This window comes from Prochlorococcus sp. MIT2304 (assembly GCF_059772405.1).
This window is the reverse complement of sequence record NZ_CM186286.1, coordinates 870752-886915: the sequence shown is the minus strand read 5'-3', so window position 1 is coordinate 886915 and position 16164 is coordinate 870752. Positions and strand designations below refer to the sequence as shown.

Here is a 16164-nt window from a genome sequence, read left to right as displayed (position 1 = left end):
AATTAACATTTATAACAAACTTCCAGTTAATGAGAATGGACGTATCTCATTGATTTTTATATTCACTATTTCTCCAGGTTGAGGTGATTCTCTATCAATTGAAGACTTTGGGAAAAATGTTAATCGATTTGTTCTAGTCCTTCCTAGTAATTGGGAACTATCTTTAGAATTTATGCTCTCAACGAGTATTTCCTGTAAGGAGTTTTTATACCTTAAGTTTCTATTCTTTGCAGTCCTTTCTACTAAGTTATTAATTTCTCTTAGTCGATCGATTTTTATTGTTTCAGATAATTGATTAGGCCATAAGGCAGCTGGGGTATTTGGTCTGGGAGAATAGGCTGCAGTATTTACCAAGTCAAATTGAACATCCTCAATAAGTGATAGGGTCTCTTCGAATTCTTCTCTCGTTTCTCCAGGAAAAGCTACGATTGCATCAGAAGTAATTGAGGACTCAGGCATTATTTGTTTTATATAATTTACAATTTCTTTATAGGTTTGAACAGTATATCCTCGACCCATATTTTTGAGTATTTTATTACTTCCACTTTGGACTGGTATATGAAAGTGTTCACAAACCTTAGGAAGTTTTGCACATATGTCTATTAATTCTTTCGTGAAATACCTAGGGTGACTTGTGGCAAACCTTATGCGCTCTATTCCCTCAATATCATGAATATATTCTAGTAAATATGAAAGTGTTAATTGCCCAGAATTATTGAATTCATAAGCTTTAAAGTCTCTGCCATAAGCATCTATATTTTGCCCTAAGAGGGTTATTTCTTTATACCCAATTCTCGCTAACTCTTCTATTTCATGTTTAATAGCTTGCGGTGTTCGTGATTGTTCTTTACCTCTGACCGATGGAACTACGCAATACGTGCATCTCTCATTGCACCCGTAAATAATGTTAACCCAGCCACATATGGCGCTCTCTCTTCTCGCTGTCGCAATGTCTTCGTAAATGTGCTGCTCATCAGTCGCTAATACTTGATGTCCGTTATCAACTTGATTAAGAAGAGTCTCCAGTCGATTTGCATGCTGAGGTCCCATCACAAGATCTACTTCAGGAACTCTTCTTAAAAGTGTTTCTCCTTCTTGTTGAGCTAAACATCCTGCAATAATAATTTTTAAATTAGGATCTAATTTTTTCCTTCTAGCTTGCCTTCCTAAATAGCTGTAAACTTTCTGCTCAGCATTATCACGAATAGTGCATGTGTTGTAGAGAACTAAATCTGCCTTAAGTTCCTCCTCTGCAAGCTCATATCCCATTGTTTGCAAAATGCCTGACATTCTCTCTGAATCAGCTTTATTCATTTGACAACCGAAAGTGGTAATCCAGTAGCTTCCTCTATGGCTTCTAAAAGACTTGCTTTGTTTGGTAGGAGCTATGGATGTAGTCATCGCAGATTAATTTTTTCCTAGGGAAAAAAGATTTTTGAGATTGTCCTAAAAATTTTTAAGGGCGAGCGAGGGGATTCGAACCCCCGTATAGCGGCGCCACAAGCCGCTGCCTTAACCACTTGGCGACGCCCGCCTTGTGCTTTTAATCTACCAATGATTTGTCATTTTGAAATTCCAAAATGATTTTGGTAAAATATTTAGCTTGTTAGTATTGTAGATAGTACGAATTAAAAATATCACTTTTTATATCTTGATCAAAACGCAATTGACAGGTATAGAAGTTACTGTGTAAGTAAAACCCACAATAATAAAAGCTCGGGATTGAAATCTGTTAACAAGTGAATTTCGCAAATGATGTTGAATTTATTGCAAGTCCTCCAAAGTCTGGGCGAGTTGATGTTCTTGTTCCAAGATGTTTAATTGGTAATGGACATGATGTGTTGGGAACCTCAGTTGATAAAGAAGGATTGTTGTCTGTTCGGCTTGAGTGGCGAGATGGAACAATTACATCAATTAGGGGCTTAGAAAAAACTTCAAAAGTCTCTGAGGAAATCCTTTTGCCAAGATTTGCAGAGCCGCATGCACATATAGATAAAGCATTTTCATGGTCACGTTCACCTAACTTGAGGGGTAGTTATCAAGAAGCATTAGCAGCAAATCTCCGTGAATATGAATTGAGGTCCGAAGAAGAATTAATTTTCAGAGTTGAAAAGTGTCTCAACCTAGCTCTTTTTAATGGGATTAGGGCAATTAGATCTCATATAGATAGTTTTGGAAAAACAGCAATGAGAGATTGGGATCAGATAGAAAGTATTAGAACAAAATGGCAAGAGAAATTTTTTTTACAGTTTGTGGCTTTGGTCCCATTAGATTTTTGGCAAAGTGATGAAGGCGAGCTTTTAGCTCAAAGAGTTGCTCTAAATGGAGATCTCTTGGGTGGGGTGATAGCGCCACCTTTCAATAAAAGGAACACTTTTAAGTCCTTACTTCACCTAGTGAAACTAGCAAATAGACTTAATTGTGATATCGATCTTCATATTGATGAGTCTCAATTTTGCCCGGCCGGGGGCTTGAAATTACTTCTAGAAGTATTAGGCCAAGTTAAAAATGAGATATCAATAACTTGTAGTCATCTAAGCAGTATGGGATTGTTAAGAGAAAAGGAGATTTCATTTTTAGCGAACAAAATTGCTAAGAACAGATTAAAAGTAGTTTCTTTACCATTAACAAATTCTTGGCTTTTAGGAAGAAAAGATCGATCCACCTTAACGAAAAGACCATTAGCACCGATTTTTCAACTTCAAAAAGCGGGAGTCGATGTATCTGTAGGAGGTGACAATATAAATGATTCATGGTTCCCTTTGTCTAATTTTGATCCTATAAATTTAATGTCATTCTCCATGACAATTGCTCATTTATCTCCCTGGGACAGATTGGGCCTTTCTCCATTTACTTGGTCTCCAGCAGATTTACTTAACCTTAAATGGGATGGCATTTTTCAAAAGGGAAGTCCTGCGGATTTTATTTTGTTAGATTCAACTAGTTGGGTGAAAGCATTGTCTGAGAGACCTAAAAGAAGAGTAGTAGTTAATGGTGAATTCTTGAATGAATTGCCTAAAAACAAAAAAACAACATTCACAAATCATGAGTCATGACTAGTAAAGAGAAAATAGAGTTGCTATTAAGTGAACTAAAGCAAGTATCTCATCTAGAGATCTATCAAAAAACTAGTGATTTAAAAAGGTTCTCTAAAGATTTCTTTGATTATTCACCAATATTGATTAATGAATTGAAAGATTGCTTGGCTGACATAGTTGTAAGACCACTTTCGGTAGATGCCATTATTGATGTTGCTCGAATTTGTAATAAGTACTCAACTCCGCTAACACTTAGAGGGTCAGGGACAGGGAACTATGGGCAAAGTGTTCCCCTCGATGGTGGAGTAGTCATGGTTATGTCTGGTCTAAGGAAAATTAGAAATTTCGATTCAAAATCAGGTGAAATTACAGTTGAATCTGGTTGTTTGCTTAGAGATATCAATGATGAGTTGATTAAACATGGCCGACAATTACGGTTGCTTCCAAGCACATGGAGAAGCGCCTCTATTGGCGGCTTCATCGCTGGTGGTTCAGGTGGAATCGGATCCGTTCGTTGGGGCTTCCTGCGAGATCCTGGCCATTTGCAATCCTTAGAAATAATAACGACTGAGGATTCCCCAAGAAAAATAGAATTGAATGCAAACAAGTCTGAGGCATTGAACCATGCTTATGGAACCAACGGAATTATTACTGCGCTGACATTAACGACTGCTCCATCTGTTGAATGGCAACAAATAGTTGTCGACTGTTTTGATTGGGATCAGGCTGTTGACTTGTTAGGCAAATTTAATTGTGCTGCACTTGAGCTTTATTTGGGAACCTTATTAGAGAAAGAAATTCTTAACTGTCTTCCGCATTGGTCTGGCAAACCTTCAAGTAAACATAGGATTTTATTGCTGGTCGCGCCTGATGGTGTTAGTACAGTTGAGCGACTTGCAAAGTCGGCTGGTGCGGATTTTGATGACTTGGGCCCGGAGAATCTGAAGGCTGGGACAGGCCTTCGAGAGCTTTCTTGGAACCACACAACTTTACATATGCGTGGCATTGACCCTGATTGGACTTATTTGCAAATGCTTCTTCCTCAGCCTGAATCTGAAATGATGAGAAAATTGAAATCTGAGTGGGGATCCAATCTTCTATGGCATTTGGAATGTGTTCGTCAAAATGGAGTTCAAAGAATAGCTTCACTCCCACTTGTTAAATGGCAAGGTGAAGAGGCTATGAATCAATTAATCAGTCAATGCAGAGACCTTGGCGCCGTGATTTTTAATCCGCATACAATCACTGTTGAAGATGGAGGTCTAGGTGTAATTGATTCTGATCAAGTGCAAGCTAAGAGTGACTTTGATCCAAAAGGGATTCTCAATCCAGGTAAACTCAAAGGATGGACTCTAAAAGGCAATTGATTTATCAATCTATTAAATAATTTAAATTGTCAATATTTTCCTTTGAAAAAGATCTCCTATTAAATAGAGTGATCCTGTAATTACAGGTGGTGGAGATGGCCATCTATGTTGCTTCTTATGTGCTGATAAAACATCTTCCACACTGAGCGCTTCTTTGATATGGTCTTTAAATTCAGGGCAAAAACTTAAAATTTGATCTTTGGACCAGCTTTGTTGACCAGGAACAGGAACTAGCCATACTAAATCATTTTCTCTGATTAGCTTCTGTAAAATGCCTATCATGTCTTTTCTTTCTTGAATTCCTAGTATCCAAATAATTCCATTTTCTTGATTAGTCCATGTGTCTCGTTCAATGGATAATTGGTTTGCCGCATGAGGATTATGTGCACCATCAACAACTATTGGCAATCCTTTCCATTTTGTTGATTGAAGTCTTCCAGGCCATTTGGCAAGAGAGAAACCCTCTCGAATTTGTTCTTTAGAAATAGACCATCCAATATTTTTTAAGGATTCAATAACTCCTTTAGCTACAGCTGCATTTTCTTTTTGTATCGCACCTGATAGACCGAGTTCCCAGTCTGATGGAAGTGGGTCTACCCAATGAATGACTGCTTGTTGCTTTAGGGCAGTTTCTTCGAAAACTTTTTTTACAATATTGTGTTGAGCAGCTGAAATGACAACACTCTTTGAAGTTATTACAGCTGCTTTTTCAGTAGCTATTTTTTCTAGATTATCACCCAGGTATTCACAATGATCAAGACCAATAGCTCCAAATGCAATAATAGGTCTATACTTATGTGCGGTTGTTGCATCAAGTCTACCTCCGAGCCCTACTTCAAGGATAAGAAGTTCAACTTCTTTTAAAGTAAAATATTTAAGTGCTATTGCAATAACAAATTCAAAAGGAGTTAATCTGTATTTTTCTGCAATTGGAGTAAGAGCGAGACTTAATGATTGAAATTCTTCTTTAGGTATATGAGTTTTGTTGATACATATTCTTTCCACCCAATCAACTAAATGGGGCGAAGTGGTAACTCCAGTTTTGATATTGACTAAGCTTAGAACACTATTAATGAAAGCTGAAATAGAGCCTTTCCCATTCGTTCCGGCAATATGAATGGCAGGTGTTTTTTTGCAGGGCTCTCCCATGGCTTTAATAGCCGATAACATACGATCTAATCCCAGATTCATTTCTTTATATTCTGCGATCTTGGTTTTAAAAATGAAGTTCGATTTTGTTATGAAAGTTTCATCAGACATATGTCTAGTCTCGCTATGAGCTCTTTGACTTCTTTTTTTGTAATAGTTAAAGGTGGAACTATCCTTACTACCTTTGTGCCAGCTGATACTAGAAGAAGTTTTTCTTCTAAGGCGGATTTGACAATATCAAGAGATGTTATTTTGATATCGTCTTTTATTACGAGACCTTGAATAAGACCAACGCCTCTTGTGGAGATAAATATATCTGAATATTTTTCTGATAGTCTAATTAATCCCTCTTTTAACTGATCACCTCTGTCGTTGACTTTATTTAGGAGGTCTCTTTTTTGAATTTCTTTCCCAACGGTCAGAGCTGCTCTACAAGCGAAAGGATTCCCTCCAAAAGTGCTTGCATGATCACCTGGCTGAAAGACATCAGCCAGCTTATTAACTAATAAGGCTCCTATTGCATGACCTCCTCCAAGGCCTTTGGCTAATGTGAAAACATCAGGTTCAATTCCTAGTTGTTCATATCCCCAAAGAGTACCTGTCCTTCCCATTCCAGTTTGGACTTCGTCAAATATCAATAAAACATTGTTGTTCGTACATTTTTTCCTTAAAAGCTCAAAGAATGATTTTTTCCCAATATTTATTCCTCCCTCACCTTGTATGGGTTCAATTAAAACAGCTGCAATTGTTGGGCCTGTTTTTTCTAAATCATCAAATAAATTTTCAAAAGATTTACTATCGTTATAAACAAAGTACTTAAATCCCTGAACAATTGGCTCGAAGCCTTTGTGATATTTCGGTTGCCCAGTAGCACTCACTGCTGCAAGAGTTCTTCCGTGAAAGCTTTCCTTTGAGCAAAGAATAACTGGATTGTCGATGTTGCGTTCAATATGCCCATATTTTCTTGCCAATTTAATTGCAGCTTCGTTTGCTTCTGCACCGCTATTACAGAAAAATACACTCTTAGCAAAACTATTAGAAGTTAACCAATGAGCTAATTCTTCTTGCTCTGGGATACCGTAAAGATTAGATACATGTTGAAGTTTTCTTAATTGCTTTGATAAGGATTTATTTAGAGCTTTATCACTGTGGCCTAACGAACAAGTGGCAATGCCAGCTACCGCATCAAGATATTTTCCACCTTCTTTGTCCCATACCCACGCGCCTTTACCTTTAACGAGGTCTAAAGGAAAACGATTGTAAGTGTTCATTATTGAAGTGGGAGCGGTCGGACTTGAACCGACAAACCCGAAGGTGCCGCATTTTGAGTGCGGTGCGTCTACCAATTCCACCACGCTCCCATAGATCTATTTTATGTCAAAAATAGCAAAAATATGAAACTAAGCCGCATTTTTTTGAGTATTAATATTATCTTCACTAACTGAGTTGCTGGTTAGGGGATTTTGAGGTGTTATTTTTTCAAACTTTCTAGAAATAATAGAACCTGCATTAGTTAATTTTTCTTCAAATTTTTCATAACCTCTATCTAAGTGCTCGAGGCCCGTGAAAATACTAGTCCCTTTAGCAGAGAGACATGCAAGGATAATGGCAGCTGAAGACCGTAAATCTCCTCCCATCACATTTGAACCTAAAAGTTCTTTTACTCCTTTTATATGAGCAGTATTATTTTCAAGATAAATACACGCGCCCATTTTATTTAGCTCCAAAACATGTTGCATTCTCTTCTCGAAAACGCTTTCTTTGATTTTGCTTGAACCTTTAGCTGTGGCCATCAATGACATAAATGGAGCCTGAAGATCAGTTGGGAAACCAGGGAAAGGACTTGTGGTTATTTCAACTCCTGAAATGTCTCTTGGAATGATTTTTAAATAATGATTCCCATGAGGAGATATTGAACAGCCACATTCTTGTAGTTTTGAAATAACAGCACCCAAATGATTTGGGATTACCGGACCAATTGTTAGTGGTGATCGTGTTATTGCTGCCGCAATAAGAAAAGTTCCTGCCTCTATTCTGTCGGGGATAACACAATGAGAAGTTCCTCTTAAAGATTCCACTCCGATGATGGTGATTTTTTTCGTTCCGGCACCAAAAACCTTTGCTCCCATTGAATTAAGCATTTTTGCTAAATCCTGTATCTCTGGTTCTCTAGCGGCGTTCGATATTGTTGTTTTGCCCAAAGCTAAGCAAGAAGCCATTACAATGGTTTCTGTTGCTCCAACGCTTGGATATTTAAGAGTAATATTTGCACCATGTAACCTTTTGTTTTTGGATGAAACTTGAGCTTTTACAACATCATCCTTAACTTCAACTTCCGCTCCTAAAGCTTTAAGACCATTAATGTGTTCATCAACAGGTCTTGCTCCAATATTGCAACCACCTGGTAAAGGAATTTTTGCTTTTCCAAGTCTTGTCAGTAATGGCCCAACACAGAAAAAACTTGCTCTTAAGCTATGAACCAGTTGATAAGGTAATTCTGCGTTATGAATGAATTCTGAATGAATCTCAATTGAATTATTCGTTTTAGTTAACTTTGCACCCAAATTAATGAGAATCTCTGACATTACTTCAATGTCCGTAAGTTGTGGGAGATTCTCAATAAGGAGCTTTTCTTTGGTAAGAAGAGCCGCAGCCATAAGAACTAGCGAAGAATTCTTCGCCCCACTAACCTTTAAAACCCCACTAAGTGGACGCCCCCCTCTTATCGCTAGATGTGGCGGAATAACATTCCTTTTAATTGTCGCCACACTAGTCATATTGGAGCGAACTGCTTACTCAGCTATAATGCCAAGTGGATTTAAAATAGTCCAGTCAACCTTATTGAAAATTGATGGGTTCAAATTAAATATTGATAATGTTGAAAGATTGAATAAAATTTTTAATATATTTTTATCTTCTTTTAAATTTAAGAAAAAAATCAGCGGTTATTTCAATGCAAGAAACTTTTCTGCTTTTTAAAAATTAAATAATTTGAGGTTGGAAAATTAATAATTCATATTCTCCATTGATTACAAGTAAAAGGAACCCTTTGGTTAGAAAATTAAGGGGCCTTTTGAAAAAAAATGGACGTGAAGAGCACGCTTCTCTTTTGCTTGAGGGGTCGCATTTGCTAGAAGAGGCTTTGAAAACAAATTTTTTGCCCACAGAAGTTATTGCAACTCCTGAATGGTGTGATGAACATCAGGAAGTCTTAAGAAAAATAGCGTCAAGATCTGTATTAACCCTAGTAACTAAAAACGTTTTAGAAGCATCTTTATCAACAGTGACACCTGATGGCGTCGCTGCGGTATTCCCAATACCAGGGTTACCAAAAGTGGAACAAGACCCAAAACACATATTAGCTTTAGATAGGATTCAAGACCCTGGCAATTTGGGAAATTTATTCCGATCAGCTCTTGCTGGTGAGTATGAAGTTATTTGGTTAGCTTCCGGAGCAGATCCTCTAAATCAAAAGGTTTTAAGATCGTCAGCTGGCTCAGTTCTACATTTGCCTTTTGAACGGATAGGAGATTCATCTTCCTCGAGTATTGAAATGCTTGTTTCAAAACTCAATAAAGCAATTACTTGTAATTTCCAGGTAGTGGGAACAATTTCACCTAATAAAATTACTGATAAGAAAGTGAAACCTTATTGGGAATTAGACTGGGATCTCCCTACTGTATTGGTTCTTGGTAATGAAGGATCGGGTGTTCACGCTTCAATTGAAGCCTGTTGTACAGACTTTGTAACGTTGCCTCATAGCCCACTAGTTGATTCATTAAATGTGGCATCTGCTGCAGTTCCTCTCTTGTTGGAGCGAAAAAGAGTAAAAATGGTTAAGGGTATCCAATAAAAACCGTGAGTGAAATTTCTTTTGACTTTGATTTAATTGTTGTCGGAGCTGGATATGGAGGTTTTGATGCGGCCAAGCATGCAGCCGAGGCTGGTTTGAAAGTGGCGATTGTCGAGTCAAGAGATATGGGGGGGACCTGTGTCAACAGAGGATGTGTCCCCTCTAAAGCATTATTAGCAGCTAGTGGTAAGGTTCGTGAACTTGCAAATGTTCCTCACCTTGCTGAATTTGGAATACATTCCGCTCCGGTTAGATTTGAACGTAAAAAGATTGCAGAACATGCAAAAAACTTAGTTGAGACAATTCGGAAAAATCTAACTAAAACATTGGAAAGATCTGGAGTTGAGATACTTAGAGGAGAAGGACGTTTAGAAGGCAATCAAAAGGTCGGTTTAAGAGAAACTAATGGAGTTGATAGAATCTTTTCCGCTAAAGATATTATCTTGGCTACAGGATCAGACCCTTTTGTACCGCCCGGAATTGAAATTGATGGACGAACTGTTTTTACAAGTGATGAGGCTATTAATTTAGAATGGTTGCCAAAATGGATTGCAATAATTGGTAGTGGTTATATAGGTTTGGAATTTGCCGATATTTATACAGCTTTAGGTTGTGAAGTCACCATGATTGAAGCTCTTGAGAAAGTAATGCCTACTTTTGATCCTGATATCACGAAAATTGCTTCAAGAAATCTTATTGATAAAAGAGATATTGAAACTCGAGCTGGAGTGTTCGCTACTAAAATAAAGCCAGGTTGTCCAGTTGAGGTCGAACTTACAGATGCAAAGAGCCGAGAAGTGATTGAGGAGTTACAAGTTGACGCAGTTCTCGTTGCAACAGGCCGAGTACCGTCTACTAAAAATTTAAATCTACAATCTGTTGGCGTTGAAACAACTAGAGGTTTTATCCCAATTGATGATCAGATGAGAGTATTAGTAGATGAAAAACCAGTTTCTAATCTATGGGCAGTGGGAGATGTTACCGGTAAGTTGATGTTAGCTCATACTGCTGCAGCTCAAGGGAGCATAGCCGTAGAAAATATCTTAGGAAAAGCAATAGAAATTGACTACAGAAGTATTCCTGCAGCGACCTTTACGCATCCTGAGATAAGTTCTGTTGGACTTTCGGAAGAAGAAGCAAAAGTTTTAGCAAAAAATGAAAACTTTGATCTTGGAATAGTTAGAAGTTACTTTAAAGCTAACTCTAAGGCTTTGGCTGAACTGGAAAGTGATGGAATTATGAAGTTGATTTTTAATAAAGAGACGGGGGAGGTCCTTGGTGCTCATATTTATGGCTTACATGCGGCTGATCTTATACAAGAGGTTTCTAATGCAATTTCTAGAAGACAACGAGTTAATGATTTAGCAAAAGAAGTTCATACTCATCCAACTTTAAGCGAAGTTGTAGAGGTTGCCTATAAACAGGCGTCTTTACAAATAAAGAAGTAGTTAAATCAAATTTTATTTTTACAGATCATTACTCATTTAAATTATGGAAATCAGAAGAAGGCCTCCTAATCCAAGTATAAAAGTAGCTAATTTAGAGTATGCAATCCCTCACCCTGATTCAAAACCTAAAAATATTTTGGAGGAAATTGTTTGGGAAAAGCATCTAGAAGTTGAGATTGCAAGAAAAAAAGTTTCACTTGAAGATTTAAAAAAAAAGATCAAGGTTTTACCAAAAACAAAAAATTTTATAGAAGCATTAAAGAATAGTGAATCGAAACCAGCACTAATCTCAGAAATAAAAAAAGCCAGTCCAAGTAGAGGGGTAATTAAAGCGGACTTTGACGCGAGAATGATAGGTAAAATGTATGAAGAGGGAGGTGCTAACTGCATATCAGTCTTAACAGATAAGAAATTCTTTCAAGGTGGTTTTGATGTCTTGGTTGAAGTTAGAAAAGAAACCACAATCCCAATCCTATGCAAGGATTTTATTCTTTACCCCTATCAGCTTTACCAAGCCAGAGCTGCTGGTGCTGATGCTGCACTTTTGATAGCTGCAATCTTGACTGATGCAGATTTAAAGTACTTGTCTAAGGTCGCTGAACATTTGGGACTGACAATATTAGTAGAGGTTCATGACTCAGAAGAACTTGAAAGAGTACTAGGCATAAATTCATTTGATTTAATAGGTATCAATAATAGAAATTTGAAGAGTTTTAAAACTAATCTTGAAGTTACAAAGGAATTGGCTAAGAATTATGCTAACCAAATCAAGAAAAATTCTATTACTTTAGTAAGCGAGTCAGGTTTGTTTACTAGCGAGGATTTGGCCCTAGTAAAGAGTTATGGGGCTGATGCTGTTTTAGTTGGTGAATCTCTTATGTCACAGGAAGATATATTAGTTGGAGTGAAAAAGTTAATTGGTAAATTATAAATTTAGGAAAAGATATATACCAATAACTTAAATCTATTTAGAGAAAATTCTGTCTACTTTCCCAATGATTAAATCTAATTCAATTAAACCCAACTCTCTACTATCAGTGCTTGCTAGGGAGTTGTCTCCCCTTAAATCAAATTTGTTTTGATAAATCCTATGAATTCTTTTAATAATTAATTTGTTTTTTAATTTTGGATGAGCGGCAACAACGATATCGCCAATCTTTAAGTCAATATTTTTTTGGTTTAACTTTTTATAAGTTACTAAATCTCCTTCTTTCAAAGTTCTTTCCATAGAGATACCGACAACACGTAAATGTTGTCGGTATCCGATTATTAAAGTCAATAAAGTAAATAAGTCTGGCTTGTGGAAAAGACTTTTATCAGCTTGCAGTAACCCAGCTATCACTTCTCCCTTTTGAAGACCAAAACATGGAGTGAATCTTTTGCACGGCCGCTAATAATTCTTCTGCTTTGTTTTGATCAATATTTACCTTGCATGCACTACAAAGCTTTGCTGCTTTCCAAAAAGTGTCATGAAGATCAGGATATGTAGCTAAGTGCTCAGGCTTGAAGTAATCAGTCCAGAGAATTAGAAGTTCTTTTTTGGCCTTTTGTGACTCTTCTTCTTTAATCGCAACGAAGCGAGAAAAAGTATTGTTATATGCTGAAATCGAAGCTTGATCGTTACCAGCTGGAGCTAGAGCAATAAGTTTTTTTGTCATAGACAAGACTGCCTCTGCGGCAACTCTTGCAGAAGCTGGGTCGTATACTCCGCAAGGTCCGTCACAGTGAGCGTGAACAGATTTTGCTGGAAGCTTGTTAAAGATTGATGTAAGTGTTTCGCTCAACATCTGAGAAATGATTTGTGAACATTTTTTTTTACATTAATGGCGTTTGTCAACAAACGCCATAATTTTTTATGGGCTTTCTGAATATTTCTGAATAATTTAAGAAATTTATTTTACACCCAATAATTCCACTTCAAAAGTTAAAACTGAATTAGGGGGGATTGGACCTATTCCTCTGCTGCCATAACCCAATTCTGGTGGAATGACTAATCTTCTTTTGCCTCCAACTTTCATCCCTGCGACTCCCTCATCCCAACCCTTTATCACCATCCCGGCACCCAAAGAAAATTCAAAAGGACCTCTCCCGTAACTGCTGTCAAATTCTTTCCCATCAACAAGAGTACCCTTGTAATTTACAGAGACACTTGTTCCTGGGGTGGCTTCTTGACCATCACCTAAAACTAATTCTGTAATTTCAAGCCCACTTGAAGTTACTTGAGATGATCCTATTTCAGCTCCTCCTAGAGGGGTTTTGCTTGAACTGGTGTTATCTGAAGCCATAGTAAAAAGTGATGGATTTGAGTCTTCTGGGTCTAATTCAAATGGATTAGTTACAGACTCGCTTGTAGTTGTGGATTGCCTCACATTTGCTTGGATTGGTTGGTCAATTTGTGTGGCATTCGTTGGAGTTGGTGAGATGATTTGGCTGATCACTGCAATCATCAAGCAGCTAAGGCAAACAGAAAAGCTAATTAAAATTTCTCTCACAGTAATATTAAGTGGTGGAAAATATTCTTACAGATTAATACCCAAATTACATCTATTTAAAAGATAACTAACCAGAGGGTATGAATTTTGTCGGTACATATTTTATTAAATTAGATTTATGAATGATATCTACCTTCTTTTTGTTAAAGCTTTTGCTGGTGGAGCTCTAGCAGGAATCTCTCTTAGTGAAGGCAATTATGTATGCATGCTTTTGGGAATATCTTTACTTTGGCCTGCTAGCAAGAATCCATGGGGGGGTTTTTGTTGGGGTGGGGTGGCTATTTTATGGAGTCATAAGTGGTTGTTATCTTTGCATCCACTCAATTGGTTAGGGATAAACTCAAGTTTTAGCTTGCTCATTACCATTGCTATATGGCTTTTGTGTGGAGCCTATGGAGGGACTCTGGTTTTTTGTTGGTCAGCTTTAAGTGGTTTTTTGGCTCCTGGAAGACAGCAGTTTTCTAAATTAGAAAATGAGTTTATTTATGCTGTCTTATTGTCAACAATATGGGGCCTAACTGAAGAAATCCTATCTAGAGGCCCTTTGTTTTGGATGGGCGTAGGGCCAAGTTCATTACCACAAGATAGATACTTGGCAGGATTAGCAAGATGGATAGGTTCGGGAGGCTTAGCCACCATCCATCTTTTGGCTGGATGGTGGCTTTGGCAACTTTCAATGGCTTTTCAATACAGGAAAAAACTCAAGAAATTGATTTTTGTTGGATTTGCTTATTTTCCCTTGGCTCATTTAATTGGATTTATCTTGTTGTTGGACTCTCCAACTGGTACGGCAGAACATGTTGCGATGTGGCAAACAAATATTCCAATAAGACAAAAATTTAGTCAGGAAGAAATAAATGCCTTGCCCTCAAAAGTAGATAGAGCATTAACTGATGCTGTTGAAATGAATGCATCTTTTTTAATTGCTCCAGAGGGAACGTTGCCACTTGATAGATCAAAGATTCCAGATTTTCCTGTTAAATTTCTCTCTGGAGGTTTTAGGAAAATCAATGGTTCTCTACGAAGTTCAATATTAGTTTTTAATCCAGGAGAAGATTCTTTTTCGAGTGTATTGGATAAATCTAGATTAGTTCCTCTGGGAGAATGGATACCTGCATTGCCCAATTTCTTGAAAAATGGTCTTTCTGCCGTAGGTGGAATTGAAGGTGGTAATCCATCAAGACTTCTTTCTTGGGATGGGCCATCTTTTGCAGGAGCTATTTGTTATGAATTGAGTAATGGAAAAGCCATAGCTAAAGCAGTCAATCAAGGGGCTAAATGGATTTTAGTGATTGCCAATTTAGATCCCTATCCGATTTCTTTGCAGAGACAATTTTTATCTATTGCTCAATTAAGGAGTATTGAAACAGCAAAAAATTTAATCTCTGTTTCCAATACGGGACCAACATCTTTGATTAAAAGTAATGGAAAAATTGATACTCTTCTTGACCCAAGTAAAGAACTTGTAAGTGTCGTTGACCTGGAATTAAATGGAAAGAAAACGTTGTATACATTAATATCTGACTTACCGCTATTTACAGTTATTTTGATCAGCTTAATAGTTATATTGCGTTTACGTAAGTATAATTTATATTAACTCTCTTTCGAAATAATTCCTCCTCCTAATACATAATCACCTTTGTAAAATACTGCTGCTTGTCCAGGAGTAATTGAAAATTGATTATCTTCGAAATGAATATGGCATTTATCACAATAGTTTTCTTTCTTACTTTCAATAATTGGTAATAATTTCGCTTTTACTGCTCTGCTTCTGTATCTGATTTGCACCTCAACTTCTATTGGTTCCTGGGGTGCTTCAATTGATACCCAATTTATATTTTTGACAATACACTCTGACTTGCCAGAATCTTCTCTTGGGGCAACAATTACTCTGTTGAAAGAGGCATCAATTTCAACAACATGTAGAGGAACTTCCCATGCAATACCTAATCCCTTTCGTTGTCCTATGGTGAAATGTTGAATTCCATTATGGGAACCTATAACTTTCCCGTTTTTAAGGACAATCTCTCCTTCCTTTTTTGGGAGATACTTGTCAATAAAAGCATTCATTGATCCGTAATGTTCAGCTAGACATAGGTCTTGACTTTCTGGTTTTTCTGCAGTTTTTAATGAATGTTTAAAAGCTTCGATTCGCGTTATCTCTTTGGTTAATTCTCCAAGAGGAAAAATTGTTTTTCCTAGGATTTCTTGTGGGAGATCATATAGAAAATAGCTTTGATCTTTGTTGAGATCTTTACCTCTTAAAAGCTTATGCCTTTTGATCCCAGCACTCGGAAGGTCATTTCCGTCGAAAGATTCGTTTGAATATCTAATCCTTGCATAATGCCCTGTGGCGAGCTTTTCGACATTTTTATTTTCTTTAACCCATTTCAGCATTTCTGAGAATTTGACTGATTTATTGCAGCGAGAGCAGGGTAAAGGAGTAATTCCCTCTTCATATCCTTTTACGACATTATTGATGATTTCTTTTTGGAAAATTTCTTTTGAATCGACTATGTGATGCTTAATTCCAAGTTGTTCGCATATCCCTGCTGCATCAATTAATCCATCTGAGCAACAAGACCCTTTCCCTTTCATTAGCCACAAAGTTAAGCCCACAACATCCCAACCAGCTTGACAGAGGAGAGCAGCCGTTAATGAGCTATCAACGCCTCCTGAAAGCCCCACTACAACCGAATGATTCCCAGAAAATGCTTGCAGTCTTTTTAATGTTTTCGAGACTGTTTCTTCTGAAGTCAAATGATTTAAAATTTTTTTTGTTTCTCTTGTTTCCACATTCATTGGCATTGATAGTAG

At 37.2% G+C, this 16164-nt stretch carries 14 protein-coding genes and 2 tRNA genes; 6 read left to right on the top strand and 10 right to left on the bottom strand.

Annotated elements, in window-relative coordinates; translation table 11 throughout:
• Nucleotides 1–9 precede the first annotated feature (9 nt).
• Nucleotides 10–1401: a tRNA (N6-isopentenyl adenosine(37)-C2)-methylthiotransferase MiaB gene (gene miaB / locus AC6EIY_RS05350; RefSeq protein WP_498508019.1), complete on the bottom strand. Its 1392-nt coding sequence runs from the start codon at nt 1399–1401 to the stop codon at nt 10–12.
• A 60-nt stretch (nt 1402–1461) separates the two neighbouring features.
• Nucleotides 1462–1534 (bottom strand) — tRNA-His (locus AC6EIY_RS05345).
• 205 nt (nt 1535–1739) lie between these two features.
• Here AC6EIY_RS05345 and AC6EIY_RS05340 point away from each other — a divergent pair.
• Together AC6EIY_RS05340 and AC6EIY_RS05335 are read left to right on the top strand one after the other, a co-directional pair.
• Nucleotides 1740–3056 (top strand): amidohydrolase family protein, encoded by a 1317-nt coding sequence (locus AC6EIY_RS05340; protein WP_498508018.1) that lies wholly within the window; start codon nt 1740–1742, stop codon nt 3054–3056.
• Nucleotides 3053–4405, top strand: a complete 1353-nt coding sequence (locus tag AC6EIY_RS05335) for an FAD-binding oxidoreductase (RefSeq protein WP_498508016.1) — start codon at nt 3053–3055, stop codon at nt 4403–4405. The genes AC6EIY_RS05340 and AC6EIY_RS05335 overlap by 4 nt, the downstream gene beginning before the upstream one ends.
• A 21-nt stretch (nt 4406–4426) precedes the next feature.
• Here AC6EIY_RS05335 and AC6EIY_RS05330 read toward each other — a convergent pair whose 3' ends face one another.
• From AC6EIY_RS05330 to murA, 4 genes are all read right to left on the bottom strand, one after another.
• Nucleotides 4427–5665, bottom strand: coding sequence for a bifunctional folylpolyglutamate synthase/dihydrofolate synthase (locus tag AC6EIY_RS05330; RefSeq protein WP_498508015.1), 1239 nt, complete (start codon nt 5663–5665; stop codon nt 4427–4429).
• Nucleotides 5644–6825 (bottom strand): aspartate aminotransferase family protein, encoded by a 1182-nt coding sequence (locus tag AC6EIY_RS05325; protein ID WP_498508013.1) that lies wholly within the window; start codon nt 6823–6825, stop codon nt 5644–5646. Before AC6EIY_RS05325 ends, AC6EIY_RS05330 begins: the two co-directional genes overlap by 22 nt.
• 8 nt (nt 6826–6833) lie before the next feature.
• Nucleotides 6834–6915 (bottom strand) — tRNA-Leu (locus AC6EIY_RS05320).
• 39 nt (nt 6916–6954) lie between these two features.
• A complete protein-coding gene (gene murA, locus AC6EIY_RS05315; protein ID WP_498508012.1) occupies nt 6955–8331 on the bottom strand; it encodes a UDP-N-acetylglucosamine 1-carboxyvinyltransferase in 1377 nt (458 codons plus the stop codon).
• A 248-nt stretch (nt 8332–8579) separates the two neighbouring features.
• On the opposite strand from murA, the gene AC6EIY_RS05310 reads away from it, so the two are divergent.
• From AC6EIY_RS05310 to trpC, 3 genes are read left to right on the top strand one after another with little or no spacing between them, the layout of a single operon-like run.
• Nucleotides 8580–9407, top strand: a complete 828-nt coding sequence (locus AC6EIY_RS05310; RefSeq protein WP_498508011.1) for a TrmH family RNA methyltransferase — start codon at nt 8580–8582, stop codon at nt 9405–9407.
• Between the two features lie 5 nt (nt 9408–9412).
• Complete coding sequence (lpdA, locus tag AC6EIY_RS05305; RefSeq protein ID WP_498508010.1) at nt 9413–10855, top strand: dihydrolipoyl dehydrogenase; 1443 nt, start codon at nt 9413–9415, stop codon at nt 10853–10855.
• A 43-nt stretch (nt 10856–10898) separates the two neighbouring features.
• On the top strand, nt 10899–11786 hold the full coding sequence (gene trpC / locus AC6EIY_RS05300; RefSeq protein ID WP_498508009.1) for an indole-3-glycerol phosphate synthase TrpC: 888 nt from the start codon (nt 10899–10901) through the stop codon (nt 11784–11786).
• A gap of 33 nt (nt 11787–11819) precedes the next feature.
• Here the strand turns inward: trpC and sodX are convergent, their stop codons facing one another.
• From sodX to AC6EIY_RS05285, 3 genes are all read right to left on the bottom strand, one after another.
• Nucleotides 11820–12134, bottom strand: a complete 315-nt coding sequence (gene sodX, locus AC6EIY_RS05295) for a nickel-type superoxide dismutase maturation protease (protein WP_498508008.1) — start codon at nt 12132–12134, stop codon at nt 11820–11822.
• 37 nt (nt 12135–12171) lie between these two features.
• Nucleotides 12172–12642, bottom strand: a complete 471-nt coding sequence (sodN, locus tag AC6EIY_RS05290; RefSeq protein ID WP_498508007.1) for a superoxide dismutase, Ni — start codon at nt 12640–12642, stop codon at nt 12172–12174.
• 105 nt (nt 12643–12747) lie between these two features.
• On the bottom strand, nt 12748–13302 hold the full coding sequence (locus tag AC6EIY_RS05285; protein ID WP_498508155.1) for an FKBP-type peptidyl-prolyl cis-trans isomerase: 555 nt from the start codon (nt 13300–13302) through the stop codon (nt 12748–12750).
• 163 nt (nt 13303–13465) lie between these two features.
• Between AC6EIY_RS05285 and AC6EIY_RS05280 the strand changes: the two genes are divergently transcribed.
• A complete protein-coding gene (locus AC6EIY_RS05280) occupies nt 13466–14944 on the top strand; it encodes an apolipoprotein N-acyltransferase (protein WP_498508004.1) in 1479 nt (492 codons plus the stop codon).
• Here the strand turns inward: AC6EIY_RS05280 and mnmA are convergent.
• Complete coding sequence (mnmA, locus tag AC6EIY_RS05275) at nt 14941–16155, bottom strand: tRNA 2-thiouridine(34) synthase MnmA (RefSeq protein WP_498508003.1); 1215 nt, start codon at nt 16153–16155, stop codon at nt 14941–14943. The genes AC6EIY_RS05280 and mnmA overlap by 4 nt on opposite strands.
• Nucleotides 16156–16164 lie beyond the last annotated feature (9 nt).

Coding starts and splice junctions, on each gene's coding strand:
- sodN (WP_498508007.1), bottom strand. CDS start 12,642: ATGTTGAGCGAAACACTTACATCAATCTTTAACAAGCTTCCAGCAAAA.
- AC6EIY_RS05330 (WP_498508015.1), bottom strand. CDS start 5,665: ATGTCTGATGAAACTTTCATAACAAAATCGAACTTCATTTTTAAAACC.
- AC6EIY_RS05325 (WP_498508013.1), bottom strand. CDS start 6,825: ATGAACACTTACAATCGTTTTCCTTTAGACCTCGTTAAAGGTAAAGGC.
- AC6EIY_RS05335 (WP_498508016.1), top strand. CDS start 3,053: ATGACTAGTAAAGAGAAAATAGAGTTGCTATTAAGTGAACTAAAGCAA.
- mnmA (WP_498508003.1), bottom strand. CDS start 16,155: ATGCCAATGAATGTGGAAACAAGAGAAACAAAAAAAATTTTAAATCAT.
- trpC (WP_498508009.1), top strand. CDS start 10,899: ATGGAAATCAGAAGAAGGCCTCCTAATCCAAGTATAAAAGTAGCTAAT.
- AC6EIY_RS05280 (WP_498508004.1), top strand. CDS start 13,466: ATGAATGATATCTACCTTCTTTTTGTTAAAGCTTTTGCTGGTGGAGCT.
- miaB (WP_498508019.1), bottom strand. CDS start 1,401: ATGACTACATCCATAGCTCCTACCAAACAAAGCAAGTCTTTTAGAAGC.
- AC6EIY_RS05285 (WP_498508155.1), bottom strand. CDS start 13,302: ATGATTGCAGTGATCAGCCAAATCATCTCACCAACTCCAACGAATGCC.
- murA (WP_498508012.1), bottom strand. CDS start 8,331: ATGACTAGTGTGGCGACAATTAAAAGGAATGTTATTCCGCCACATCTA.